The following is a 25,523-nucleotide window of genomic DNA, read 5'->3' as shown; positions in this document are numbered from 1 at the left end:
TCCGGTCTGGTCAGGGACCGGGATGCTCGGGATAGTGTGCCTCGGTGACCACGCAATCGAACACACCTGCAGGCTGGTACCCGGATCCGCACGGAGCGGCCCAGACGCTCCGTTACTGGGACGGCGCGCAGTGGACCGAGCACACGAACCCGAACCAGCAGGCCCAGGCGGCGCCGCAGATGCCGCAGCAGCCGGCCGGCCCGGACCAGCGCGTCCAGCATCAGGTGCAGCAGCAGGCCGGGGTCGCGGCGGGCGGCCCCGGCGGCGGCAGCCTGTTCAGCGAGCCCGTCCTGGTGGTGAACCAGAAGGCCAAGCTGATCGAGCTGACCAACGAGTACACGGTCATGGACCAGAACGGCAACCAGCTCGGCTCGGTCGTCCAGGTCGGGCAGAGCGCGCTGAAGAAGATCCTGCGCTTCGTCGCCAGCATCGACCAGTTCATGACGCACAAGCTGGAGATCCGCGACGCCTACGGACAGCCCGTGCTGCTGCTGACGCGGCCGCGGAAGTTCATGAAGTCGCGGGTGATCGTGGCGCGGCCGGACGGTCAGCCGGTCGGCGAGATCGTCCAGCAGAACATGATCGGCAAGATCAACTTCGCGATGAACGTGAACGGCCAACAGGTCGGCGCGATCAAGGCGGAGAACTGGCGCGCGTGGAACTTCGCGATCGTCGACCACACCGACAAGGAGGTCGCCCGGATCACCAAGACCTGGGAGGGCCTCGCCAAGACGATGTTCACCACCGCGGACAACTACGTCCTGCAGATCCACTACCAGCTGCCCGAGCCGCTGCTGAGCCTGGTCGTGGCAACGGCGCTGACCGTCGACACGGCGCTCAAGCAGGACTCGCGGGGACTCGGCTGAGTCTGCCGGCGAAAGCGCTCACCGGGGTTCCTCCGAGGATGCCTCGGCCTTCAGGCCGGGTATCAAACCGGGCTGGTTTCAACCCGGCTGGTGTTGATCGTGGAAGTCCTGTTGGGTCGCTGACCCGCAGGCAGCGTGAGCCAGGAATCCCCCTGCTTCAGCTGGGGGAGGATTCAAAGGGGTGTGAGGTGTCCCGGCGCGGACGGCCGGGGCACCAGTGCCGGTTCGGCCGTCGCTGATTCCGGCTTCAGTGCCAGGACCGCGGCGACGGGGTGTTCCTCGTCGTCGTTCGCGTGCGGGTCCGCGGCGCGCGGAACCCGGGACAGCAGCACCACGCCCCACGCCGCGAGCCCCGCCCCCGCCAGCGCGAGCAGGACGCCCGCCGCGCCGCCCTGCAGCCGCTCGCCGAGCAGGGCGAGGCCGATCGCGGCGGCGGCCACCGGGTTCGCCAGGGTCACCACCGCGAGCGGGGCGCCGAGGCCGCCCCGGTAGGCCGTCTGGGACAGCAGCAGTCCGCCGGTCGCGAAGGCGGCGACGAGCAGCGCCACCCCGACGACCTGCACGCTGAGCAGTGATTGTGTGCGGTCCGTCACGGCCACCGTCACGGTCTGGGTGAGCGCCGAGGCGACACCCGAGGCGAAGCCGGACGCGGACGCGTGCCGCAGGCCCGGACGGGTGCCCGGGCGTGCCAGCACGCCGATCAGGGCCGCCGTCACGCCGGCGACCGCCACCGCCTCGGGCGCGCTCAGCACGCGCTCGGGCGCCGGTCCGGACGCCGTGACGAGGATTGCGGACAGGCCGAGGAGCGTCAGCGCGGTGCCCCGCCACTCCACCGGGCTGACCCGCCGCCCCGCGACCCGCGCCCCCATGGGCACCGCCGCGACCAGGGTGAGCGCGCCGAGTGGCTGGACCACGGTCAGCGGCCCGTACTTCAGGGCGACGACGTGCAGCAGCGCGGCCGACGCGTTGAGCACGACCGACCCCCACCAGGCCCCAGAGCGCAGCAGCCGCAGCATGCCCGAGCCCGGGTCGCGCGCGGCCAGCCGCTCCTGGGCGACGGCCGCGGCCGCGTAGGCGACGGAGGAGAAGAGGGACAGGACGACGGCGAGCAGGGTGGCGTTCATCGGCCGGCTCCCACGAGAACCTGCTCCTCGGCGGGGGCGGGTACCAGGGCGGTGTCCTGAGCGCGTCCGGCGGTGGTCGCCGTCCGGTGCGGCAGGTGGATCACCGCGAGCGCGAGGCCGAGCAGGGCGCCCGCGGCGAACGCGTCCAGCCAGTAGTGGTTGGCCGTCCCGACGATCACCAGCAGCGTCAGCAGGGGATGCAGCAGCCACAGCCAGCGCCAGCGCGAGCGGGTGGCGACGATGAGGCCGATCGCCAGCATCAGCGCCCAGCCGAAGTGCAGCGACGGCATCGCCGCGAACTGGTTCGACAGGGTGTCGGTCTGCGGCGGGCCGTACACCGAGGGGCCGTAGACCCGGGCGGTGTCCACCAGGCCGGTGGCGGCCAGCATGCGCGGCGGGGCGAGCGGGAACACCAGGTGCAGAACCAGCGCGGCGGTGGTGAGCGCGGCCAGCACACGCCGGGCCCACACGTAGTGCGCCGGGCGACGCAGGTAGAGCCAGGTCAGGAAGGCCAGGGTCGCCGGGAAGTGGACGGTCGCGTAGTAGGTGTTCGCCAGGTGCGCGAGCGTGTCGCCGTGCAGCAGCAGGGACTGCACCGAGCCTTCGCCGGGCAGCCGGAGGGTCCGTTCCAGGTCCCACACGCGGTGCGCGTTGTGGAAGGCCTCGCCGGTGTGGCCCGTCGCCAGCTGCCGGCCGAACTTGTAGACGAGGAAGAGCCCTACGACGAGCAGGAGCTCACGGACGAGCGGCGGCCGCGCTGTCGCGCTGGTCGCCGCTTGGGAAGGCTCGGTGCGGGCATTCATCCCCCGGCCCTTTCGCTGACGTGGTGCGTGTGCTGATGCCGGACGAGCTTGTGACTCGTAGAACGGCCGGAACTCATCGATACGAGTGAGTACCGAAACGCCAGTGTACCGATACGTTGCCGTACCGGTACACTGGCGTTTCGATTGACATACGACACACTGGAAGAGCGGGACTTGCGCCCGCGGGACCGAGTGAGGAGAAGGGCAGATGACGTCGCAGGCCGCGGACGGACCGGAGACGGTCGCCGCCTCGCGCCGCTCCAAGATCACGCCGGAGCGTGAGCGGGAGTTCTTCGACGCCGTGCTCGAACAGATCCGCGAATGCGGCTACGACTCCGTCACCATGGACGGCGTCGCCTCCAGCACGCGCTGCAGCAAGTCCACGCTGTACCGGCAGTGGAAGACCAAGCCCCAGTTCGTCGCGGCGGCCCTGAGGGGCAGCCGTCGGGTGCGCTTCGCCGGCATCGACACCGGCTCGCTCGCCGAGGACCTGCGCGGGGCCGCACGGGCGGCGGGCGCCTGGTCGATGAACGACACCAAGCTGGTCCAGGCGCTCGGCCATGCCGTCACGCAGGACGAGGAACTCGCGCTGGCGCTGCGTGAGGCGCTCGTCGAACCGGAGATCGCCGCGCTCCAGGAGATCCTGCGGCGCGGCGTGGAACGCGGCGAGGTCGCCGCCGATCACCCGGCGCTGGAGTACATCCCGGCCCAGATGTTCGGTGTGCTGCGCGCGCGGCCCGTCCTGGAGGGCAAGTACGCCGACCCGGACTACCTGGTCCGGTTCGTGGACGCCGCGGTACTGCCCACGCTGGGCCTGACCTAGGACCCAGGCCGCCGTCCGCGGATGACCGGACGGCGACCTGCTCGCGCCGCACCGTGGGGACGGGGGCGGCGCGCACCCCCCGGCCGGGTGGGGTTCCTCTTGAGCGGAGAGGCGCCCCACCCGGCCGCCAGGTTTTCCGGGACCAGGACGTCACACGTCCTGGCCGCTGCCGCCGTCCGTCGACACCTTGATGCCCTTGGTGATCTCGTCGAGCACGGCCTGCGTCTCCTCGACGTCGACACCGAAGCGGACGACGACCATCTGCTGGGGATTCGCGGGGGCGGGGAAGGCCAGCGACTGGACATAGCCGTCGGAGCCCTTGCTGGTGACCGCCTTCCAGCGGACCAGGTAACCCTTCTGCCCGGCGACGGTCACGGCCTTGGAGGCCAGCACCTCGTGCGAGGTGATCTCGCCGTAGGTCGTGCCGCCGTAGGACTCCTCGGCGTTGGCCGAGATGTCCGCCTTGGCGATCTCCTCGGCCGTGGTGCCCTTGGTGCCGAGCGCGATGGCGGGCGTCGAGTAGGCGCCGCCCTTCGTGCAGGACTTGGAGGTGTCGCCGGGGCAGTCGTAGGAGTCGTTCGACGTGACGATCGCGCCCGCCGCCATCTGCTGGCCGTACCAGTCGTCCGGTATGGGCAGGCTGATCCCGTCGATCGGGTCGGTCACCGAACCGCTCTCGATCTTCGGCGCCTCGGACTGGCCGGGAGACGGTGACTGGCCTCCGGAGCCCCCGTCGCCCCCGGAGCCGCCGTCGCCGCCACCCGGGCCGCCCTGGCCGCCCGTGGAGCCGTCCTGGCCACCGGGGCCGCCGCTCTGCCCGCCCGACCCCTGCGAGTTGGCGGTGTTGCCGCTGCCGCCCTCGTCGCCGGAGAGCGCGTACACGCCCACGCCTATACAGGCGAGGACCACCACGGCCGCCGCGACGGCTATGCCCGTGCGCAGTCCGCGCCGCGAGCCGCCCGGCGGCTGGACGGGGTACCCGGGATACCCCGGATGCACCGGGTACGGCCCGGCGCCCGCCGGTGCCTCGGGGGGACCCCACGCGGCGGCCGATCCCGCGGGGCGGGTCTGGTCCGTCCATGCCTTGCCGTCCCACCAGCGCTCGGTGGCGGGACCGTCACTTGTCTGTCCGGGGTCGGGATACCACCCGGGGGGAGTCGCCTGCGTCATGTCCCCACCGTATGAGGCCTCGGTGAAAGAGGCATGAGAGGGGAGTGCCGTGAATTCCCCTCATTCCAGGACGAGTCGTACGAGGCACTCCCTCGCGGGGCGGCACAAGCCGCAATCCGTCCTGGCCCGGAGCGGCCGAACCGAGCGGGCTCGCGCGCCGGGCGCCGGTGCTCGCCGGTTCGGTGCCGGGCCCGCCGTGCACCGTCAAAAACCCCAGGACGGCAAGGCGTACGCCCGGGCAGCGAGCCGGATCCGGCGAGCGCGTCGTGCGGACACCCGAGGCAGGACCGACCCCTTCCGGTTGTCCTGGGCGCGGGCCGCGCGTGATACGGCTCGGCGAGCAGCCGCTCCAGCAGCCGCTCCAGCAGCCGCTCCAGCAGTTCGCGGCCCCCCCCCGCACGGCCGGCGCCCCGTCGACGTGGTACGCGAGCCGGCCGCCGCTGAACCCCGGGTCGCCCCGTCGATCAGCGCGCACCCGGGCAGGGTTCCAGGGAAGTCGGCGACCAAGGGCAGCCCGGTCGCCTCGAGGATGCAGGCGGGCTGCCCGAGCTGCAGGCTCTGCCCGTGCGAACCAACTCCGCCCGCGCCTCGCACAGTTCACGGTCGGCCCGGACATGTCGGGTCCCTCCCGATCTCCCGATGCCGGTGATCCGCCGGGCTTTCTGACTGATGGTCAAGTTTCGTGACGGCCGGTCGCGGGCAGGGCGCGTCGCCCTCGCGCACTCGACGTCACCCGTCACGGCAACTGGTGCCCCGACCCGCCTCCGCTTCGGCATCGGGACGGCTACGCTCAAGGTCTGTACGTCGTTCGGGCGACTTGGGGAGGTAGCGCGATGACGGAGGTACGGCCCCTGGCGGCCGCCCCGGCCTCGCTGTGGGAGCGCGACGAGGAAGTCGCCGCCGTCGTACGGGCCATCGACACCCTGGGCGTGGACAGCGCCTCCTCGGGCAGCCTGCTGATGATCCGCGGCGAGGCCGGCTTCGGCAAGACCGCCCTGCTCGCCGAGACCCGCCGCCTCGCCGAGGAACGCGGCTGCACGGTGTGGTCGGCGCGCGGCGGCGAAACCCTCAGGTCCGTCCCCTTCAACGTCGTACGGCAACTGCTGCAGCCCGCCCTGATGTCGCTGATGCCGGAGGAGGCCCGAGAGTACCTCGGCGACTGGTACGACATAGCGGGTCCCGCCCTCGGCCTCGCCGACCCCGGTGAGCGGCAGGCCGACCCGCAGGGCGTCACCGACGGCCTGGTCACCGTGGTGCGCCGGCTGTCCCGGCGCGACTGGCCGCTCGTCCTGCTCATCGACGACGCCCACTGGGCCGACCAGGAGACCCTGCGCTGGCTCGCCGCGTTCGCCGAGCGCCTGGACGACCTGTCCGTCCTGGTCGTGGTGGCCCGCCGCCCCGGCGAGATGACCGGCGAGAGCGCCCGGCTCCTCGACGCGGTCGCCGCCACCGCGGCCCGCCCCGCCACCACCCTGAGCGCCCTCACCCCTGACGCCACCGCCGGACTCACCCGCGCCACCCTGGGCAAGCACGCCGACGCCGCGTTCTGCCGCGAGGTCTGGGCCGTCACCGCGGGCAACCCCTACGAGGCCGTCGAACTCCTCGCCAAGGTCCAGGAGAGCGAACTGGAGCCGACCGAGAGCGCGGCCGGCGAACTGCGGGCCCTGAACCGCTCGGCCCGCGGCGGCGGCCTCGTCGCCCGCCTGGAGGAACTCGGCATCGACGCCACCCGGTTCGCCTGGGCGGCCGCCATCCTCGGCACCGGCATCTCCGTCGACCTCGTGGCCAAGCTCGCCACCCTCGGCCGCGAGGACGCCGTGCGCTGCGCCGAACTGCTGTGCAGCGCCCGCATCCTCACCGCACCCGACCCCGCCGCGGGCCAGACGGGCGAGGGCGACCTGGAGTTCGTCCACCCGCTGATCGCCACCGCCGTCTACAACTCCATCCCGCCCGCCCTGTGCACCGCGATGCACGGCATCGCCGCCCAGGTCGTCACCGACTCCGGGCTCGGCGCCGCGGCCGCCGCCCGCCACCTCCTCCAGGTCCACCCGGACGACGACGAGGAACTCGTCGAGCAACTGCGCGAGGCCGCCCGCGACCACCTCGCGGTCGGCGCCCCCGACGCCGCCCGCCGCTGCCTGGAACGCGCCCTGCTGGAACCCCCGCAGCCCGAGGTGCACGCGCACGTGCTCTTCGAACTCGGCTGTGCCACCCTCCTGACCGCGCCCGCGCGGACCATCGACCACCTCCAGACCGCGCTCGCCATGCCGGGCCTCGAAGGCGACGCACGCGTCGACGCCGTCTTCCGCCTCTCCCAGGCACTGCTGCACAACGACCAGCTGGAGGAGGCCGTCCGCACCGTCGAGGCGGAGGCCGCCCGGCACCGGGCCGGTCCCGCCCGGATGCGGCTGCAGGCCGTGCAGTACATGTGGGAGGGCATCTACGCGGGCGAGGCGACCTCACCGGGCCGCTCCGAGCGCCTCGCCGAACTCGCCCGCACCTGCACCGGCCGGGACAACTCCGAACGCGCCCTGCTCATGCTGCGCGGCTTCGACGCCATGACCCACGGCGAGAGCGCCGAGGAGGTCGTCGACCTGTGCGACCGCGCCCTGGTCAACGGCCGGCTCGCCCCCGGACTCGGCTGGACCGACACCGAGTGGGGCGTCGAACTGCTCCTGATGCTCGCCAACGCGTACGCCTACACCGACCGCCTCGACCGCGCCGACGCCCTCTACTCCGAGGCCCTGCGGGCCTACGAGTCGGCCGGCTGGAGCGGCGGTCACCTCGCCCTGGCCCACGCCTACGTCGGGGTCGGCCACCGCAGGCGCGGCCGGCTCCGGGAGGCCGAGACGTCCCTGCGCGAGGCCCTGCGCCTGGCCGAGCGGGTCGGCCGCGGACTGCCCCTGTACTGGACCGCGACCTGCAACCTCGTCGACACCCTGCTGGCCCGCGGCCACGTCGAGGAGGCCTGGGCCATCGCCGAACAGCACGGCTTCGCCCCGCCCTACCCCTCCACCATCGTGCTGCCCGATCCCCGCTCGGTGCGCGGCCGCCTCCTGCTCGCCGTCGGCCGCACCAAGGACGGCATCAACGAACTGGAGGCCGCGGAGAAGGCGGCGGCCGTGCGCGGTCACCACAACCCGGTGCTCGTCCCCTGGGCCTTCGACCTCGCCCGCGCCCTCGCCACCGAGGACCCGGGCCGTGCCGCCCGGCTCGCCACCGACGTCCGCCGGCACGCCGAACGCCTCGGCACCGACACGGCCATAGGGGAGGCCCTGCGCTGCGCCGCCGCCCTGGAGACCGGCCAGCGCGCGGTCCGGCTCGCCGCGCAGGCGGTCGCCTACCTGGAGGCCTCGCCCTGCCAGTACGAACACGCGGCGGCCCGCGTCGAGTACGGCATCCTCGCCCGCTCGGTCGCCGAACTCAACCGGGGCCTGGCGCTGGCGCGGTCCTGTGGCGCGGACGGGCTGGTGGCGCAGGCGAGGGCGGTCCTGGAGACCGGGCGCGGGCTGCGGTAGCTCAGCCGTCCAGCAGCTGGTCGGTGACCGCCGACAGACGTGTGCGTACGTCCCGGTCGTACGCCGCCTCGTGCGCCCGCGCCGGCCGCGTGCCGTCGAAGTAACGGCCGCTGCCCAGCTCCCGGGTGGCCGGCGCGAGGACGGCCGAGGCGCCGTCGGCGACCGAGCTCCAGGGGCTGACGCCGGCCGCGCGGACCATCGCCGTGTCCATGTAGGTCGCCGGGTGCAGCACGTTCACCGCGACTCCGGTGCCGTCCAGCTCCTCGGCCAGGGCGAAGGTGTACGCGGCCAGCGCGAACTTGCTGCGGCAGTACGCCGAGACGCCGCTGTAGCCGCGGGTGAGCCCGGGATCGTCGGCGTCGAGCGGCTCCTGTCCGGCCGAGCCGACGTTGACGATCCGCGCGGGCGGGTTCGAGCGCAGCACCGGCAGCAGGGCGCGGGTCAGCGCGACCGGCGCCAAGTAGTTGACCGCCAGCCGCAGTTCGTGCCCGTCGGCGCTCACCTCGCGCCCCGAGCCGGGCGAACCGCTGCCCACACCCGCGTTGTTGACCAGGACGTCGAGCTCGGGGTGCGCCCCGGCGACCTTCGCGCCCAGCTCGCGCACCTGCGCCAGCGAGGCCAGATCGGCGACGAACCCCTCGGCCGTGCCCTCGCCGCGCAGCTCCTGGACGAGCCGCTCCGTGCGGGTGGCGTCGCGGCCGTGGGCGAGGACATGGTGGCCGGAGCGGACCAGTTCGAAGGCGACGTACCGGCCGAGACCGGAGGTGGCACCGGTGATCAGGATGGTGGACATGCCCCCACCGTAGGCACGTGGCGCCGCCCTCGGCGTGGTGCTCTTGACGCTACTACCGCCAGGGTCACCCTGCGGTGCCGTCCTCCTCCGCGAGCACCCGCTGGGCGGTCGCGAACGCCGAGTTCGCCGCCGGGACCCCGCAGTACACGGCCGTCTGCAGCAGCACGGCGCCGATCTCCTCGGGCGTGAGCCCGTTGCGCCGGGCCGCCCGCACATGCATGGCCAGCTCGTCGTAGTGGCCGTGCGCGACCAGTGCCGTCAGCGTGATCATGCTGCGCTCGCGGCGGCTGAGCGTCGGGTCGGTCCAGATCTCGCCCCACGCGTAGCGCGAGATGAAGTCCTGGAAGCGGGCGGTGAAGGGTGTCTGCCGGGCCTGCGCCCGGTCCACGTGCGCGTCGCCGAGGACCTCGCGCCGCACCTCCATGCCCCGCTTGGCGCCGCCGCCGAAGTGCGCCCGCAGGGCGGTCAGGACGGCCTCGGGGCATTGCGCGGGGGCCAGGTGCGAGGCGCCCGGGATCTCCACCAGAGCGGCGCCCGGCACCGCGTCCGCGATCTCCCGCAGATGCGCCGGCGGGGTCGCGGGGTCTTCCCGGCCGGCGATCAGCAGGGTGGGCGCGGAGATCTCCGCCAGCCGCTCCCGCAGATCGAACGCGGCCAGCGCGTCACAGCAGGCGGCGTACGCCTCGGGGTCGGCGTCGCGATGGTCCTGGACCAGCTCCGGCACGGTGAACCCGGACGTGAACCAGCGCGCGTCGGCGCTCTCCGCCAGCCGGTCCAAGCCTTCGACGCGGACGCGCGCGGCCCGCTCCTCCCACGGCTTGGAGCCGTTGAAGTGGGCCGAGGAACAGATCACCGCGAGCGACGACACCCGCTCCGGATGGTGCACGGCGAGATGCAGCCCGACCGCGCCGCCCAGGGACACCCCGGCGTAGGCGAACCGCTCGATGCCGAGGGAGTCGGCGAGCGCGAGCACCAGGTCGGCCAGATCGGCGACGGTCGCCCCGGCCCCGATCAGGCCGGCCGCCGAACCGCCGTGCCCCGGCAGGTCCCAGCGGATCACCCGGTGGGTGGCGGACAGCTCGGGAGCGACCCGGTCCCACAGGGCGTACGAGGTGCCCAGCGAGGGGCCGAGCAGCAGCGGGGGAGCCGAGGTGGGCCCTTCGGCACGGTGGTTGAGGAGTGTGTCGGTCAACGTCGCTCCAGAGCACGGTCGGTGAGGACTCCGGCGGAGCCGGTGTAGCGGGCGGGGTCGGTGAGCTCGTCGAGGTCGACGTCCTTCAACTCGGGCTGCTCGGCCAGGAGTTCGCGCAGGCTCCGCCCCTCGGCGTACGTACGCCCGGCGAGGTCCGTGAGCAGTTCCTTGGCGCGGGCACGGCCCAGGACGGGCGCCAGCTCGGCGGACAGCCGCTCGGAGACCACCAACCCGTGGGTGAGGTCGAGGTGTTCACGCATGGCGTCCGCGTGGACCCGCAGCCCATCGGTCAGTTCGGCCGCGTCGCGGGCGGCGCCGCCGACCAGCCGGAGCAGGTCCCGCAGCGGCTCCCACTCGGCGTGCCAGGCCCCGGCCGGCCGCTCGTCCTCGGCGACCAGCGAGCCGTACAGCGTGGCCGCGAGCTGAGGCGCCCGCCGGGCGGCGGCCGCGACCAGCGTGGAACGCACCGGGTTCGCCTTGTGCGGCATGGCCGACGAACCGCCCCCGCTGCCCTCCGCGAGCTCGGCGATCTCGGTCCGCGACAGCGTCAGCACGTCCGCGGCGACCTTGCCGAGTGCCCCCGCCGTGAACGCCAGGCACCCGGCGAGATCGGCGACCGGTGTCCGCAGGGTGTGCCAGGGCAGCGGCGGTGCGTCGAGGCCGGTCTCCCGGGCGAAGGAGGCGAGCAGCGCGGTGGGGTCGGCCGCGCCGTACGCCGTGAAGGCCGCCAAGGTCCCGGCGGCACCGCCGAGTTGGGCGGGCAGCGAGTTCCGTACGGGCGTCACCCGGTCCCGGGCGTCCAGCACCAGCGACCGCCATCCGGCCGCCTTCAGACCGAACGTCGTCGGTACGGCGTGCTGGGTCAGGGTCCGGCCGGGCATCGCGGTGTCACGGTGCTCGGCCGCCAGCCGGGCCAGCGCACGCTCGGTGCGCGCGAGGTCGGCGAGGACCGGGTCCAGGGCGCGCCCGGCGACCAGCATCATCGCCGTGTCCATGATGTCCTGGCTGGTCGCACCCCGGTGGACGTACGGGCCGTACTCGGCGCCGACCGCCTCGGTCAGGTCGGCCACCAGGGGAATCACCGGATTCCCGCCGCCACGGGCCCGCTCCGCCAGGGAGCGCACGTCGAAGCGGTCCGCGCGAGCCGCCTCGGTCACCGCCGTCGCGGCCTCCTGCGGGGCGAGCCCCAGCGCGGCCTGGGCGCGGGTCAGCGCGGCCTCCGCGTCGAGCAGGGCCTGCAGAAAGGCGCGGTCGCCCGTCGCGGCCGCGACGGGGGAGCCGGACCACCCGGGGGCGAGCAGTCCGGCGTCCGGTTCGGCTGATGTCACTGGAACTCCAGGAAGACCGTCTCGCCTTCGCCCTGAAGGCGGATGTCGAAACGGTACGTTCCGTTGCCCCCGTCGGTCGCGATCAGCGTGTCGCGTCGCTCCGGGTCCAGCCGCGCGAGCAGCGGGTCCGCGGCGAGCGCGGCCTCGTCGCCGGGCAGGTAGATCCGGGTGAACAGGTGCACCAGCAGCCCGCGCGCGAACACGCACACGCTCAGGTACGGGGCGCTCTGCCCGCGCGCGCCGGGCCGGAGCGTGCGCGCGGACCAGTGGCCGCTCGCGTCCGTCTCGATGCGGCCCCAGCCGGTGAACTCCACACCGTTGCGGCCGAGGAAGCCGCCGCTGGCCGAATCGCGCCGCATCGAGCCGTCGACGGTCGGCAGGTTGCCGTCCGGGTCGGGACCCCACAGCTCCACGAACGCGTCGGGCAGCGGACTGCCCTCGCCGTCGTACACGTGCCCGTGCACGGCGATCGTGTCCGGGTGGCCGACCGGGGCGATGTCGCCGCCGCCGGGGAACGGCAGGGCGTGGCCGTAGAACGGGCCGACCGTGTGCGACGGGGTGGGCAGCACGGTTTCCGGACGACTTGGGTCGATCTTCGTCATGGCAGGTCAGCGCCCTTCTTCGATCCAGGTGGCGGTCGGCCCGTCGAGCACGATGTCCCAGTGGTAGCCCATGGAGAACTCCGGCACCGACAGGCTGTGGTCGTACGTCGCCACCAGCCGCTGCCGGGCCGCGTCGTCCGTCACCGACTGGATGATCGGGTCGTAGGGGAACAGCGGGTCGCTCGGGAAGTACATCTGCGTCACGAGGCGCTGCGTGAACGCCGAGCCGAACAGCGAGAAGTGGATGTGCGCCGGCCGCCAGGCGTTGACGTGCTGACGCCAGGGGTACGGGCCCGGCTGGACGGTCGTGAAGTGGTAGAAGCCGCTGTCGTCGGTCAGGGTGCGGCCGACGCCGGTGAAGTTGGGGTCCAGCGGGGCGTCGTGCTGCTCGCGCTGGTGCGCGTAGCGGCCGGCCGAGTTCGCCTGCCAGATCTCCACCAGCTGGCCGCGGATCGGGCGCCCGTTCCGGTCGAGGAGCCGCCCGGAGACGGTGATGCGCTCGCCGATCGGCTCGCCGTTGTGCTGCCGGGTCAGGTCGTTGTCGATCTCGGTGATGTCCCGCTCCCCGAAGGCGGGGGCGGACAGCTCCACCAGTTCCGGATCCCGGCTCACGTCGATCGCGACCGGCGGCTGCTTGGGGTGCCGCAGGACGGAGGAGCGGTAGGGGGCGTAGTCGCGGCGCGGCTGGTGCTCGACGGGGGCACCGTCGGCGAGGCGCTTCTCGTAGGCGGCGCGCTCGGCCGCGATCTCCAGGTCGATGTCCGCTTGGGTGAGAGTCATGGGTTCCTTACGCTTCCTAGCGCTCGAGGACGAGGGCGCGGCCCTGGCCCACGCCGATACAGAGGGTGGCGACGCCGACACCGCCGCCCGGGCGGGCGAGCCGGCGGGCGACCGTGCCGACGAGCCGGGCGGGCGGTAGGGCCGTGGCGACCACCTTGTCCATCCGTGAAGCCCCATCCCGTCCGAGCGCCCGTCCCGAGGAATTAGTCAGGGCACTGATTATTTCAGCGAGGTGTCCCTCACGCTGCCACCGGAGCTGCGGGGCGTCAAGACCCAGGAGAAATGCGAGGTCAGCTCGTCATATGTGCGCCGCAGACAGGTGCCGTACCGCACCGGTATTGTTCAGTGCACCAACGAATCAGATCTGGGGAGCGCACATGGCCGCGGTGGACCTCACCACCCACCCCGGGCACCTCGCCCGGCGGCTCCAGCAGGCGCACTACCTGCTGTGGAACACGATGGTCTCCGAGGAGATCACCTCGCCGCAGTTCGCGGTCCTCAACGCGCTCGTCGCCGAGCCCGGCCTCGATCAGCGCACGGTGGGGGAGCGGGTGGGGCTGGACCGGTCGACCATCGCCGAGGTGATCAGCCGACTCGGGCGCCGCGGGCTCCTGGACAAGGTGCGTGACCCGCAGGACGGTCGCCGCTTCCTGCTGCGCCTCACCGACGAGGGCCTGCGCACCCACCGCAAGCTGACCGTGCGCACGGCCCGGATGAACCAGGTCTTCCTGGCCCCGCTGTCCGCCGAGGAGCAGTCCGTGTTCTTCGACCTCATCCGGCGGGTCTCGGACGCGGCCGAGGGGCTCCGCAACCCGACGGAACCCCTCGTCATCCAGCCCTGAGCCCGTTCAGCCGCTCATGACGCCTTCGCGAACACCACCCACACCTGCCCCTTGGCGAAGTTCACCGGCGTACCGTCGCTCGTCGTGAACTCGGTGCCCTCGGTAGCCTTCGGGCGCGACCAGTTCACGTCGTAGGCCCGCCCGCCGCGCAGCACCTCCGCCGTCCCCTCGCCGACCGTCTCGGTGTACGGCGTGTTGTTGCCGAGGAAGTCCTGGAAGCCGGACTTGCGCACGTTCACGTACTGCACGACGACCGTCGCCGGTGCCACCCGCTTCCCGTCCGTCGTCACGGTCGGCGTCCCGTCCATCGAGACCAGCCAGCGGTCCCGGTCCGCGGACCAGGTGAAGGTGAAGCGCGCCGCCGGGAAGCGCACGGTCCGCGAGGTCTCCTTCTGCCCGCCGGAGGGTGCGGCGCCGTACCGGAACCCGGTGGTCAGCGCGTCCGCGCCCGGCGCGGCGGACAGCAGCCGGTCCGGGCGCAGGTAGAGGTTGTGCGGGGAGGGCTTGTCGGTGCCGCGGTAGTAGGCGCCGGACACCTTGCCGGGGGTCTGCACGACCAGCGGCGCCTCGTTGATCAGCGGCATCAGCTTGCCCTGGGCCCCGGAGAAGGCGAGCGTGGGCCGGTCGAACTGCCGCAGCAGCTCCAGGTCCGACTCGCGGGCGCTGCGCACCGGGCCAACCGCCTTCGGCAGCTTGGTCGCGTAGACCGCCATCAGCCGGCTCATCCCGCCCTCGACCTGCTCGGCGTACACGATGTCGGCGGAGTTCAGGCCCGTATGGGGCCGGGCCGCGCGTGCGTTGTCGATCTTCACGGCGAGCACGGAACCGGCGGCGGCGCTCTCGCTCGGGCTCTCGCCCGGGCTCTCGACCTCGCCCTCGCTCCGGCTCTCTGCGGGCGTCCGCAACTGTCCGCGCCCGTCGTCGCTGCCACGCCCGCCCGTGCAGCCCGCCGCCAGCGAGGCGGCCGCCGTGGCGGCGAGCAGCGCCACCGCCGTAGCAGCACGCCGCGTGCGCGCCCTGTGTCCCATGCCCACCGTGGCCACCTGTCTCTTGTTATTGATTGTGCGCTTATAAGTTCATTGATGGCCATACCCGATCGAATCTGATTCGCGGCGTTGAATAGGCCGATCGGCCCAGGTGCGGTGGTTCACCGAGTGGCGTCCGGGTACCCGGACGCCACCGCAGACCGGACACGCCGACGCGAACTGGGAGCGTGCGATGAAGGCAGTGACCTGGCAGGGCAAGCGGGACGTGCGGGTGGAGGACGTGCCCGATCCGACGATCCAGGAGCCGACGGACGCCGTCATCCGCGTCACCTCCACCGGGCTGTGCGGCTCCGACCTGCATCTGTACGAGGTGCTCACCGCGTTCATGACGCCGGGCGACATCCTCGGTCACGAGCCGATGGGCATCGTCCAGGAGGTGGGCGCCGGGGTGCCAGACCTCGCGGCCGGCGACCGGGTCGTGGTGCCGTTCCAGATCGCCTGCGGCAGCTGCTGGTTGTGCATGACCGGGCTGCCGACGCAGTGCGAGACCACCCAGGTCACCAGCGAGGGCATGGGCGCCGCCCTCTTCGGCTACACCCGCCTGTACGGCGCGGTGCCGGGCGCCCAGGCCGAGTACCTGCGCGTCCCGCAGGCGCAGTTCGGGCCCATCAAGGTCCCCGAGGGCCCGCCCGACGACCGGTTCGTCTACCTCTCCGACGTCCTGCCCACCGCCTGGCAGGCGGTCGCCTACGCGGACGTGCCCCAGGGCGGCAGCGTCGCCGTCCTCGGCCTCGGGCCCATCGGTGACATGGCCTGTCGCATCGCCCAGCTGCGCGGCGCCGGGCGGGTGTTCGGAGTGGACCTGGTCGGCGAGCGGCTGCGCCGGGCGCGGTCGCGGGGCGTGGAGACGTACGACCTCAGGAGCTTCGACAACGAGAAGGAGCTGGTCCAGGCGATCCGCGACGAGACGGACGGCCGCGGCCCCGACGCCGTGATCGACGCCGTCGGCACCGAGGCCCACGGCAGTGCCGCCGCCAAGCTCGCCCAGCAGGCCTCGTCGCTGCTGCCGCGGAAGATCGGCGGACCGTTCGCGGAGCGCTTCAGCGTCGATCGGCTCGCCGCCTTCCACACCGCCATCGAGCTGGTGCGCCGGGGCGGCACGATCTCGCTGTCCGGCGTGTACGGCGGCATGGCCGACCCGCTGCCCATGCTCACCATGTTCGACAAGCAGATCCAGCTGCGGATGGGCCAGGCCAACGTGCGCCGCTGGAGCGACGAGATCATCCCCTACCTCACCGACGAGGACCCCCTCGGCGTCGACGACTTCGCCACCCACCGGCTGCCGCTCAGCGAGGCACCGCACGCGTACGAGATGTTCCAGCGGAAGCGGGAGGGCGCGGTGAAGGTGCTGATGACGCCGTGAGCCAGGCCCAGTGAGCAGAGCCCAGTGAGCAGGGCCTGGTGACTCAGGTGCCGAGGATCTCCTCCAGGTCGTAGCGGACCGGCTCCTCCAGTTGCGCGTACGTGCAGCTCTCCGGCGTCCGGTCCGGGCGCCAGCGGCGGAAGCGGGCCGTGTGCCGGAAGCGCGCGCCGTTCTCCATGTGGTCGTACGCCACCTCGGCCACCCGCTCCGGCCGCAGCGGCACCCAGGACAGGTCCTTCTTGCCGGACCAGCGGCTGGGCGCCCCCGGCAGCCGGGCCGTCTCGTGCGCCGCCTCCTCGGCCCAGGCCGCCCACGGGTGTCCCGTGACGTCGTCCATGCGCAGCGGCTCCAGCTCCTCGACCAGCTCGGCGCGCCGCTTCATGGGGAAGGCGGCCGACACGCCCACGTGCTGGAGGGCGCCCCGGTCGTCGTACAGGCCCAGCAGGAGCGAGCCGACCACCGGGCCGCTCTTGTGGAGGCGGTAGCCCGCGACGACCACGTCCGCCGTCCGCTCGTGCTTGACCTTGAACATGGCGCGCTCGTCCTGGAGGTAGCGCACGGTGAGCGGCTTGGCGATGACACCGTCCAGGCCCGCCCCCTCGTACTGCTCGAACCACTGCCGCGCCACGTCGATGTCGGTCGTCGCCGGCGCCACGTGCACGGGGGCCGTCGCATCTGCCAGGGCGGTGGTCAGCAGCACCCGGCGCTCGGCGAGCGGCACGTCGAGCAGCGACTCGTCCGCCAGCGCCAGCAGGTCGAAGGCGACGAACGACGACGGCGTCCGCTCCGCCAGCATCCGCACCCGGGAGTCCGCCGGGTGGATGCGCTCGGTCAGCGCGTCGAAGTCCAGCCGTCCCTCCCGCGCGATGACGATCTCCCCGTCCACCACGCACCGCTGCGGCAACCGCTCCCTGAGCGCCGCCACCAGCTCCGGGAAGTACCTGGTCAGCGGCTTTCCGGTACGGCTGCCCAGCTCGACCTCGGCCCCGTCGCGGAACACGATCGCCCGGAACCCGTCCCACTTCGCCTCGTACTGCATGTCCGGCGGAATCGTCGCCACCGACTTGGCGAGCATGGGCTTCACGGGCGGCATCACCGGCAGATCCATGCTCCGATTCTGCCCTCGCATGCCGGGATACGCCCGGTGTGCGAGGTATGCGCGGTACGCCTACCGTGGCTCGCATGGGCGAAGCGGTGGAACTGGAGGCGGGCGGCCGGACCGTACGGCTGTCCAGCCCGGACAAGATCTTCTTCCCGGAGCGCGGCTTCACCAAGCTGGACCTCGCCCGCTACTACCAGGCCGTCGGCCCCGGCATCCTGCGCGCCCTGCGCAACCGCCCCACCACCCTGGAGCGCTATCCGGAGGGCGTGGGGGGCGAGTCCTTCTTCCAGAAGCGGGCGCCCAAGAACATGCCCGACTGGATCCCGACCGCCCACATCACCTTCCCCAGCGGCCGCAGCGCCGACGAGATGTGCCCCACCGAGGAGGCCGCCGTGCTGTGGGCGGCCCAGTTCGGCACCCTCACCTTCCACCCCTGGCCGGTGCGCCGCGACGACGTCGACCGCCCCGACGAACTCCGCATCGACCTCGACCCGCAGCCCGGCACCGACTACGACGACGCGGTCCGCGCCGCCCACGAACTGCGCGCGGTACTGGACGAGTTCGGCGGCCTGCGCGGCTGGCCGAAGACATCCGGCGGCCGGGGCCTGCACGTCTTCGTGCCGATCGAGCCGCGCTGGACCTTCACCCAGGTGAGGCGGGCCGCCATCGCGGTCGGGCGGGAGATGGAACGCCGGATGCCGGACCACGTGACGATCAAGTGGTGGAAGGAGGAACGGGGCCGCCGCATCTTCCTGGACTACAACCAGACCGCCCGGGACCGCACGATCGCCTCCGCCTACTCCGTACGGCCGCGCCCGCACGCCCCCGTCTCGGCGCCCCTGCGCTGGGAGGAGGTGGGTGAGGCGCATCCCCAGGACTTCGACATCGCGTCCATGCCGGCCCGCTTCGCCGAACTCGGCGACGTGCACGCCGACATGGACGAGCACGCCTTCTCCCTCGAGCCGCTCCTGGAGCTGGCGCGCCGCGACGAGCACGATCACGGGCTCGGCGACCTGCCGTACCCGCCCGAGTATCCGAAGATGCCGGGAGAGCCCAAGCGGGTCCAGCCGAGCAAGGCGAAGAAGGCGGCGCCCCCGCCGGAGGCGCCGCCTTCCTGACCTGCAGTCCTGACTACAGCTCCTTGATCCTGATGTCCCGGTACGAGACCACGTCCGTCGTGCCGTGTACCTGGAGCCCGACGTAGCCGGAGGCGAACCGTCGCCCGTCCGTGCCCGGGTCGTCCGAGCGGGGCGGGGTGAAGTCCTGGCCGCCGATGTTGTCGAACTCGTTGATCAGCACGCCGTTGCGGTACACCGAGTAGTGCTGGTCGACCACCCGGATCTCGTAGTCGTTCCAGGTGCCCTTCTGGGTGACGCCGGCCCCGGCGAGCCCGACCCGGTCGAAGCCGTACACCGAGCCCGTCTTGTACATGTCCCCGTCCGGCCGGTCGAGCACCTGCACCTCGTGCCCGTACTTGATGGCGACCCACTCCGGCCGCGGCTCCTCAGGATGGTCGTGCACTCCCGGGAACCGCACGAACACACCGGAGTTGGCGTTGCCGGTGCCCGGAGCGTCGTCACGCCACTGGAGCCTGAGCGAGAAGTCGCCGTACTTGCGCTGCGGGTACCACAGCATCCCGAGCCCGGCCTTCGTGGTGCCCGAGGTGATCGACCCGTCGGCGTTCGGCGCGAACGAACCACCGCCCACCTGCTGCCACTTGGCGAACGACTCCGCGCTGCCGTCGAGGATCGTGCGGTAGCCCTCGGTCTGGCCGGGCTTGCCGATCCCGGACTGGCGGGCCGCTTTCTGGATCGCGTTGTACTCGCGCTGGTCGACGACTCCTTCCTTCAGCAGCCCGTCGAGGACCGCCTTGACGTGCTTGAGGAACAGCGCGTGGGACGTCCACTCCTTCTCGTCCTCGATCAACTCGTTGATCCGGCACCGGTTGTTCGTGACCCGGTTCGGCACGCCCGAGTCGACCGTGCCGACGATGACCGTCAACCGCTCGTCGTACTCCGAACAGTTGGGCGCGGGCACCCCGCCGCCGGCCACCACCGTGAAGCTGACGGTGCGTGCGGCGGAGGTGTTGCCCGCCTTGTCGATCGCCCGGTACGCGAGAGTGTGTGCGCCGGCACGGTCGACCACCACGGGAATGCTGTATGCGATGTACGGTCCACCGTCGAGTGAATACTCGATCCGGTCGACACCCGACCCGCCGTGTTCGTCGGTCGCGCTCACGGTCACCTTGGCGTTCCCGACGTACGCCCCGTCGGAGTTCCGCGTGCCGTCCACGGTCACGCCGGTCACCGGCGGGGTCGTGTCCTGCGGTGGCGTCGCGACGACCGTGAACTGCACGCTCTTCTCGGCGGCCACGTTGCCGGCCTTGTCGGTGGCCCGGTAGCGCACGGTGTGGGTGCCGAGCTGGTGCACCATCACGGGGGAGGTGTACGGCTGCCAGGCCCCGGACCCGACGGCGTACTCGATGGTGTTGACCCCGGAGCCGGTGTCGGAGGCGCTCACGGTGACCGTCGCCATGTCGATGTACGTCCCGTCGGCGTTCTGCTCGCCGCTCACCGTCGCCGAGGTGTCGGGCGGTGCGGTGTCGTCGGAGGCCGGCGGGACGACCGTGAACGCGACGCTCTTCTCCGCCGACACGTTGCCCGCCTTGTCGAGGGCGCGGTAGCGGATCGAGTGGCTGCCGACCTGGTCGACGACGACCGGTGCGGTATACGGCATCCAGGCGCCCGCGTCGCCGACCGCATACTGTATACCGTCGACCCCGGACCCGCCGTCTTCGTCGGTCGCGCTGATCGCGACACTCGCCGAGCCGACGTACTCGCCCTGCGCGTTCTGCGTGCCGGTCACCTGCGCGGCCGTCTCGGGGGGTGTCGTGTCCTCGCCGCCGCCCTCGGTCACCACGAGGATGCCCTGCATCTGGCCGTGGCCGGGAATCGTGCAGTGGTAGAAGTAGCGGCCCGGCGTGAGCGTGACCTCGGCGGTGTGACGGCCGCCCTGGTCGTCGCCCGGGTTGGCGAGGATGTTGAGCTGGACGTCGCTGTTGAACTCCGGGTCGCTCGTCACGAACGTCAACGTGTGCGGCATTCCGATGGTGTTGCCGGTCGCCACACTGTTCTCGAAGACGATCGTCGCCGCGCCCGCCACGGCCGTCGCGGGCGCCGACGTGTACTTGTCGATGTCGTTTCCGGCGGTCCAGGTGAGCACCTGGGCCGCGGCCTGCTCCTCGGGCTGCAGGCTCGCCTGCTGCGCCTGCCGGGCCTGCTGCTGGGTCTGCCCCGCCGCGGGCAGTGCCTGCAGCCCGAGGATGACGAGCAGCGCGGCCAGCAGGGCGGTCCAGATTCTTCGTTGCCGTGTCACTGCGTCCCCCTCGCGAGCTGGTCGGCGGCCGGAGTCGCCCCGCCGCCCGTGTAAGTGACCCGCCACAGCGCCGACCTGGCGTCCGAGGTGAAGAAGCCACGGCCGTAGTCGAGGACGTACAGCGCGCCGTCCGGACCGAACTTCCAGTCCATGAGGTTCCTGATGCCGTCGTTGCCGACCGGCACGATCTTCTTCAGGGACTCCGAGTGGACCGGCAGGCCGCCGGCGCCCTGGTTCTTCGGATCGGTGATGACCGCGTTGCGCGGCTGGTCGGCGTCGTAGAAGTCGCCGACGAACCACTTGCCGTCCCAGTAGGAGGGCCACTTGGCCGCACTCGTGCTCGCCGCGTCGTACCGGTAGACGGGACCATTCATCGCGGCCTGGCCGCCGCCCTTGAGCCACGGCAGCAGGTAGGTGGCCTCCTCCTGCTTGTACGAGGGGACGCCGTTCGCGTCGCGCGGGTAGTCCGGGGCGCCGCCCTGGGGCGAGTACCAGATGTTGTTACCGGTGACGGGCGGCAGGTTGACCAGGCCGTCGTTGTTCGGCGACTCGTTCTTCGGCTGGTCGCAGTCGTACCAGCCGAGCGGCTGGGTGGGGTCGGGCAGGTTGCGGTCCCGGTACGGCTGCTTGTTGCCCATGCAGTACGGCCAGCCGCGGTTGCCCGCCTCGGTGATGACGGCGAAGGTGTCGTACTTGGCGGGCCCCCAGGTCGTCGAGGGCGCACTCGCGTCGGGGCCGACCCAGCCGGCGTAGAGGGTGTCGGTCTGCTTGTCGACGAAGATGCGCGCCGGGTTGCGCACGCCCATCACATAGATCTCGCCGCGTGTCTTGCCGCCGCCCTCGTCGGTCTCCTTGCCGGTGAAGAGGTTGCCCTCCGGGAGCGTGTACGTCCCGTCGGGTTCCGGGTGGATGCGCAGGATCTTGCCGTTGAGGTTGTTGGTGTTGCCGGCGGTGCGGCGCGCGTCGGCGAAGGAGACGCCCTTGTAGTTGGGCTGCGGGTTGTTGCCGGAGTAACCGCCGCTGAATCCGCTGGAGTTGTTGTCGCCGGTGGCGATGTACAGGTTGCCCTGGGAGTCCCAGGCCATCCCGCCGCCCGAGTGGCAGCAACTGTGGATCTGCACCGGCCACTTGAGCAGCACCTTCTCGCTGCCCAGGTCCAGCTTGTTGCTGGCGAGGTCGAGGGTGAAGCGGGAGACGCGCCGCTCGGCCATCCGGGTGTCGCGGTTGATCTGCGCGTGCGGCGTGTAGTGCAGGTACACCCAGCCGTTCTGCTCGAAGCGCGGGTCGAGTTCGATGCCGAGCAGGCCCTCCTCGACCTTGACCAGTTCGTCGCCGCCGCCCTTGTTGCCGAAGACGGTCAACGCGCCCGCCAGGGTGACCTTCTTGGTCGCGGGGTCGTAGACGTGGATCTCGCCCTTGCCCTTGCCGATGTCGGGGTTGTTCCAGTCGGTGATCACGGGCTGGGAGGAGTCGGCGCCGCCCCGGCCGATGTAGAACACGCGGCCGTCGGGCGCGGTGACCAGGCCGTGCGGTTCGCCGATCTGGTCGTTCTGCCCGGGCTGGTTGGGCTGGGTGAGCCGCTCCGCCTTGTAGCTGCCGCTGATCGTCGCCTTGCAGTCCGCCTGCGCCAGCCGGGTGGTCCACAGCAGCGCGCCGCGCAGATGCGTACGGAAGTCCGTCTCGTCGTACGACGAGACCGTGCCGCCCATGCCGGTGTAGAAGGAACGTCCGCCGTCGTAGTCGCGGCACCAACTCACCGGGTGGTCCCAGCCGTTGGCGCTCGTACCCGGCTGGTAGGTCGACTCCCGTACACGGGCGACCGTATGCACATCGCCCGACGGGTTCTTCACCCAGTTGAGCCACTGGTCGGGCCGCTTCCACTGAAGCGGCAGGTCCGTGGTGGCCGGGTGCCGCCGGTCGCCCACCTCCACGGTCGCCCGCTGCACAGCAGCCGGGCCGGACGCGGCCGGACGGGCGCCGACGAGGCCGGTGAACCAGTCGGAGTACGGCTCCGCGCGGGCCGCGTCATGGATGCCGAGGAAACCGCCCCCGGCCTCCATGTAGGCCTCCAGGCCCGCTTCCTGCTCCGGGTCGAGGACGTCCCCGCCGCCGGTCAGGAAGACGATCGCGTTGAAGCGGCCCAGCTTCGTCTCGTTGGTGAAGACCGAGGGGTCGCCCGTGGCCTCGACCTTGAAGCGCCCGCTCGCCGGTCCGGACAGGCCGATCTGCTCGATCGCCTCGATTCCGGCGTTGACGACCGGCGACTCGTCCCCGGCGGCCGCGGACCCGTGGAAGATCAGCACCCGTACGTTCGCGCCGCCCGGCGGCGACTTGACGGACATCGTTGTCGGGGACGGCTCCGGGGCCGGACGCGCGTTCGCGGCGGGCCCCGACATCAGTCCGGCGGCGACGACCCCGGCGGCAACGGTCGCCGCCCAGGCCCGTCTTCTTCTGTTCCTCGTGCTTCTCGCGCTCAAGCCTCGTAAGTGCATGGGCACCTCCTCGGTCACAGCAACAGCGCGATGGAAGCTAGACCTCTTTGCGCAACTCGCCAATACCTATGACCGAGTTGCGACGAACTTTGTCCTGAGTGTGGATAAACGCCCGCACGGCCGGTACCGTCTCACCGGTTCATCACAGGTACGTCTCCGCAAATTCCGTATCAGGGTGGGGAGTTCCGCATGGACAGACGCGGGTTCAACCGACGAGTACTGCTGGGCGGCGCTGCTGTCGCGACATCGTTGTCCCTGGGACCTGAGGCCATGAGTGCCGAGGTGCCGGCGAGAACCGCCCCGGCCGGGGGCGAGGTGAAACGCATCAAGCTGTACGCTGAGAAGCTCGCCGACGGGCAGATGGGCTACGGCCTCGAGAAGGGGAAGGCGACGATCCCCGGACCGCTGATCGAACTCAACGAGGGCGACACCCTGCACATCGAGTTCGAGAACACCATGGACGTGGCGGCGAGCCTGCACGTGCACGGCCTGGACTACGAGATCTCCAGCGACGGCACGAAGCTGAACAAGAGCGATGTCGAGCCCGGCGGCACCCGCACCTACACCTGGCGCACCCACGCCCCCGGCCGCCGCAAGGACGGCACCTGGCGGGCGGGCAGCGCGGGCTACTGGCACTACCACGACCACGTCGTGGGGACGGAGCACGGCACGGGCGGTATCCGCAAAGGCCTGTACGGGCCGGTGATCGTGCGGCGCAAGGGAGATGTCCTGCCGGACCGGACCCACACCATCGTCTTCAACGACATGCTGATCAACAACAAGCCCGCGCACTCGGGCCCGAACTTCGAGGCCACGGTGGGCGACCGGGTCGAGTTCGTGGTGATCACGCACGGCGAGTACTACCACACCTTCCATGTGCACGGTCATCGCTGGGCGGACAACCGCACGGGCATGCTCACCGGGCCCGACGATCCCAGTCAGGTCGTCGACAACAAGATCGTGGGCCCGGCGGACTCCTTCGGCTTCCAGGTGATCGCGGGGGAGGGGGTGGGCGCCGGGGCGTGGATGTACCACTGCCACGTGCAGAGCCACTCCGACATGGGGATGGTCGGCCTGTTCCTGGTGAAGAAGACGGACGGGACGATCCCTGGGTACGAGCCGCACGGGCCGCACGAGTCGCAACGATCGCACGAGTCGCACTGAGCCGATCGCGGGCTTTCGCGCTCCGAGAGCGCTCTCACCCCCGCCCGATGCCCAGGGCTATCCTGATCGGCACCCCGCCGATGAGGAGCCCCGAAGTGACCGAGACAGCGCCGCGTCCCACGCTGGAGGCCGTGGCCGCGCGGGCCGGGGTCTCGCGGGCCACCGCCTCGCGGGTGGTCAACGGCGGGGACGGGGTACGGGAGCCTCTCGTGGAGCGGGTGCGGCGGGCGGTGGACGAACTCGGGTACGTGCCCAACCAGGCCGCCCGCAGCCTGGTGACGAAGCGGCACGACGCCGTGGCCGTCGTGGTCGCCGAACCGGAGACCCGGGTCTTCGCCGACCCCTTCTTCGCCCTGCAACTGCGCGGCATCAGCAAGGAGTTGACGGCGCACGACAACCAGCTGGTGCTCCTGCTCACCGAGGGCCGCGACGACCACGCCCGGGTCGGCCGCTATCTCGCCGGCGGCCATGTCGACGGGGCGCTGGTGTTCTCGCTGCACCTCGACGACCCGCTGCCCGGCCTGATCCGCCGGGCCGGGATCCCGACCGTCTTCGGCGGCCGCCCCGGCTGGAGCGACGGCGACGGCGGTGACGTCGTCTACGTCGACAGCGACAACCGCGGCGGCGCCCGCGACGCCGTACGCCATCTCGTCGCCCTCGGCCGCACCCGCGTCGCGCACATCACCGGCCCGCTCGACCAGACCTCGGCGGCCGACCGGCTCGACGGCTACCGGGACGTCATGGCCGACGCCGACCCGCGGCTGGTGGTGCCGGGCGACTTCACCCCGGCCGGCGGTGAGCGGGCGATGCGTGCACTCCTCGACCACCGCCCCGACGTGGACGCGGTGTTCGCGGCCAACGACCTCACCGCCGCCGGCGCCCTGCGCGTGCTGCGCGAGCACGGGCGGCGCGTGCCCGAGGACGTCGCCGTGATCGGCTTCGACGACATGCTGCCCGTCGCCGAGCAGACCGACCCACCCCTTACGACGGTCCGTCAGGACATAGAGGAGATGGGCCGGTTGATGGCCCGCCTGCTCCTGCGCGGCCCCGACGGCCCTCACCCCGGCGAACAGGCGCCGCGGTCCGGCGTCGTCCTGCCGACGACCCTGGTCCGCCGCGCCTCGGCCTGACCCGCTGCTC

The 25,523-nt window shown here is 71.9% G+C and carries 20 protein-coding genes and 1 pseudogene; 8 read left to right on the top strand and 13 right to left on the bottom strand.

Going from position 1 to position 25,523, the window contains the following annotated elements; translation table 11 throughout:
- Nucleotides 1-44 precede the first annotated feature (44 nt).
- On the top strand, nt 45-866 hold the full coding sequence (locus OG252_RS10385; protein WP_266450314.1) for a phospholipid scramblase-related protein: 822 nt from the start codon (nt 45-47) through the stop codon (nt 864-866).
- A gap of 173 nt (nt 867-1,039) precedes the next feature.
- Here the strand turns inward: OG252_RS10385 and OG252_RS10380 are convergent, their stop codons facing one another.
- On the bottom strand, nt 1,040-1,990 hold the full coding sequence (locus OG252_RS10380) for a hypothetical protein (RefSeq protein WP_329335426.1): 951 nt from the start codon (nt 1,988-1,990) through the stop codon (nt 1,040-1,042).
- On the bottom strand, nt 1,987-2,793 hold the full coding sequence (locus OG252_RS10375) for a phosphatase PAP2 family protein (protein ID WP_329335424.1): 807 nt from the start codon (nt 2,791-2,793) through the stop codon (nt 1,987-1,989). The genes OG252_RS10380 and OG252_RS10375 overlap by 4 nt, the downstream gene beginning before the upstream one ends.
- 208 nt (nt 2,794-3,001) lie before the next feature.
- Between OG252_RS10375 and OG252_RS10370 the strand changes: the two genes are divergently transcribed.
- Entirely contained in the window at nt 3,002-3,616 is a 615-nt protein-coding gene (locus tag OG252_RS10370) for a TetR/AcrR family transcriptional regulator (protein WP_329335423.1), read from the top strand.
- A 150-nt stretch (nt 3,617-3,766) separates the two neighbouring features.
- On the opposite strand, the gene OG252_RS10365 is transcribed toward OG252_RS10370, so the two are convergent.
- Nucleotides 3,767-4,786, bottom strand: coding sequence for a DUF2510 domain-containing protein (locus OG252_RS10365; protein WP_329335420.1), 1,020 nt, complete (start codon nt 4,784-4,786; stop codon nt 3,767-3,769).
- 833 nt (nt 4,787-5,619) lie between these two features.
- On the opposite strand from OG252_RS10365, the gene OG252_RS10355 reads away from it, so the two are divergent.
- Complete coding sequence (locus OG252_RS10355; RefSeq protein WP_329335418.1) at nt 5,620-8,304, top strand: ATP-binding protein; 2,685 nt, start codon at nt 5,620-5,622, stop codon at nt 8,302-8,304.
- Between the two features lies 1 nt (nt 8,305).
- Here the strand turns inward: OG252_RS10355 and OG252_RS10350 are convergent, their stop codons facing one another.
- The 6 genes and pseudogenes from OG252_RS10350 to OG252_RS10325 all read right to left on the bottom strand — a co-directional run.
- On the bottom strand, nt 8,306-9,097 hold the full coding sequence (locus OG252_RS10350) for an SDR family NAD(P)-dependent oxidoreductase (RefSeq protein ID WP_266450322.1): 792 nt from the start codon (nt 9,095-9,097) through the stop codon (nt 8,306-8,308).
- A gap of 64 nt (nt 9,098-9,161) precedes the next feature.
- Nucleotides 9,162-10,289 carry a bifunctional 3-oxoadipate enol-lactonase/4-carboxymuconolactone decarboxylase PcaDC gene (pcaDC, locus tag OG252_RS10345; protein WP_266450324.1) on the bottom strand — a complete coding sequence of 376 codons (1,128 nt, stop codon included), beginning with the start codon at nt 10,287-10,289 and terminating at the stop codon, nt 9,162-9,164.
- Entirely contained in the window at nt 10,286-11,617 is a 1,332-nt protein-coding gene (pcaB, locus tag OG252_RS10340; protein WP_266450325.1) for a 3-carboxy-cis,cis-muconate cycloisomerase, read from the bottom strand. The genes pcaDC and pcaB overlap by 4 nt, the downstream gene beginning before the upstream one ends.
- A complete protein-coding gene (gene pcaG, locus OG252_RS10335) occupies nt 11,614-12,219 on the bottom strand; it encodes a protocatechuate 3,4-dioxygenase subunit alpha (protein WP_329335414.1) in 606 nt (201 codons plus the stop codon). The genes pcaB and pcaG overlap by 4 nt, the downstream gene beginning before the upstream one ends.
- A 6-nt stretch (nt 12,220-12,225) precedes the next feature.
- The gene (gene pcaH, locus OG252_RS10330; RefSeq protein ID WP_266450327.1) at nt 12,226-12,999 is read right to left on the bottom strand and encodes a protocatechuate 3,4-dioxygenase subunit beta; all 774 of its coding nucleotides are present in this window, start codon (nt 12,997-12,999) and stop codon (nt 12,226-12,228) included.
- A gap of 16 nt (nt 13,000-13,015) precedes the next feature.
- Nucleotides 13,016-13,129 (bottom strand): annotated as a pseudogene (locus tag OG252_RS10325) (hypothetical protein); the annotation flags it as partial.
- 247 nt (nt 13,130-13,376) lie between these two features.
- On the opposite strand from OG252_RS10325, the gene OG252_RS10320 reads away from it, so the two are divergent.
- Nucleotides 13,377-13,841: a MarR family winged helix-turn-helix transcriptional regulator gene (locus OG252_RS10320; RefSeq protein ID WP_266450329.1), complete on the top strand. Its 465-nt coding sequence runs from the start codon at nt 13,377-13,379 to the stop codon at nt 13,839-13,841.
- A gap of 14 nt (nt 13,842-13,855) precedes the next feature.
- Here the strand turns inward: OG252_RS10320 and OG252_RS10315 are convergent, their stop codons facing one another.
- Nucleotides 13,856-14,869, bottom strand: coding sequence for a DUF3048 domain-containing protein (locus tag OG252_RS10315; protein ID WP_329335411.1), 1,014 nt, complete (start codon nt 14,867-14,869; stop codon nt 13,856-13,858).
- A 190-nt stretch (nt 14,870-15,059) separates the two neighbouring features.
- Between OG252_RS10315 and OG252_RS10310 the strand changes: the two genes are divergently transcribed.
- Nucleotides 15,060-16,250 carry a zinc-dependent alcohol dehydrogenase gene (locus OG252_RS10310; RefSeq protein WP_266450332.1) on the top strand — a complete coding sequence of 397 codons (1,191 nt, stop codon included), beginning with the start codon at nt 15,060-15,062 and terminating at the stop codon, nt 16,248-16,250.
- Nucleotides 16,251-16,293: 43 nt separating this feature from the next.
- Here the strand turns inward: OG252_RS10310 and OG252_RS10305 are convergent, their stop codons facing one another.
- Entirely contained in the window at nt 16,294-17,358 is a 1,065-nt protein-coding gene (locus OG252_RS10305) for an ATP-dependent DNA ligase (protein ID WP_266450333.1), read from the bottom strand.
- Nucleotides 17,359-17,432: 74 nt separating this feature from the next.
- Between OG252_RS10305 and ligD the strand changes: the two genes are divergently transcribed.
- Entirely contained in the window at nt 17,433-18,470 is a 1,038-nt protein-coding gene (gene ligD / locus OG252_RS10300) for a non-homologous end-joining DNA ligase (protein WP_266450335.1), read from the top strand.
- Between the two features lie 13 nt (nt 18,471-18,483).
- Here ligD and OG252_RS10295 read toward each other — a convergent pair whose 3' ends face one another.
- On the bottom strand, nt 18,484-20,727 hold the full coding sequence (locus OG252_RS10295; RefSeq protein WP_329335408.1) for an OmpL47-type beta-barrel domain-containing protein: 2,244 nt from the start codon (nt 20,725-20,727) through the stop codon (nt 18,484-18,486).
- On the bottom strand, nt 20,724-23,219 hold the full coding sequence (locus tag OG252_RS10290) for a ThuA domain-containing protein (protein WP_329335406.1): 2,496 nt from the start codon (nt 23,217-23,219) through the stop codon (nt 20,724-20,726). Before OG252_RS10290 ends, OG252_RS10295 begins: the two co-directional genes overlap by 4 nt.
- A gap of 189 nt (nt 23,220-23,408) precedes the next feature.
- On the opposite strand from OG252_RS10290, the gene OG252_RS10285 reads away from it, so the two are divergent.
- A complete protein-coding gene (locus OG252_RS10285) occupies nt 23,409-24,383 on the top strand; it encodes a multicopper oxidase domain-containing protein (protein WP_329335405.1) in 975 nt (324 codons plus the stop codon).
- Between the two features lie 95 nt (nt 24,384-24,478).
- The gene (locus tag OG252_RS10280) at nt 24,479-25,513 is read left to right on the top strand and encodes a LacI family DNA-binding transcriptional regulator (protein WP_266450341.1); all 1,035 of its coding nucleotides are present in this window, start codon (nt 24,479-24,481) and stop codon (nt 25,511-25,513) included.
- Nucleotides 25,514-25,523: the final 10 nt, after the last annotated feature.

The organism is Streptomyces sp. NBC_01352, from assembly GCF_036237295.1.
GTDB lineage: Bacteria > Actinomycetota > Actinomycetes > Streptomycetales > Streptomycetaceae > Streptomyces > Streptomyces plumbiresistens.
Note: the sequence above shows the minus strand (reverse complement) of the source record. Positions and strands in the feature narration are given on the sequence as shown.